Genomic DNA, 279 nt, shown 5'->3' with positions numbered 1-279 from the left:
CACGGTCTGCCAGCCGCTTGCGGTGGTGTTGGTGAAGGTGGCGCTGGCAAGCTTGGTGCCGGTCGAGCTCCACAGGTCGAGGAGATCGGTGCCGGTATCGCCGGGACTTCGGTAGAATTTGAGCGCGGTGATCTGGCCGGCAGTGGACGAGGTGAACTTCACTCCGACCTCGAGCGCGGAGCCATCGTTCAAACTGGTCTGCGTCGGGGTGCTGGACGCGGTGAACAGGCTCACCGTCGTGGACGTCGTGGTCACGGCGATATTGAAGGTCTCACTGGC

The 279-nt window shown here is 63.4% G+C and carries 1 protein-coding gene; it reads right to left on the bottom strand.

Features of this window, described 5'->3' with window-relative positions; all coding sequences use genetic code 11:
* Positions 1-279 (bottom strand): DUF4082 domain-containing protein (locus AC5ZG1_RS44925; protein WP_496136641.1); only part of this gene is annotated, 279 nt, incomplete at both ends.

It is taken from the genome of Bradyrhizobium sp. Leo78 (assembly GCF_059512425.1).
This window is presented reverse-complemented; position numbering and strand designations above follow the sequence as displayed.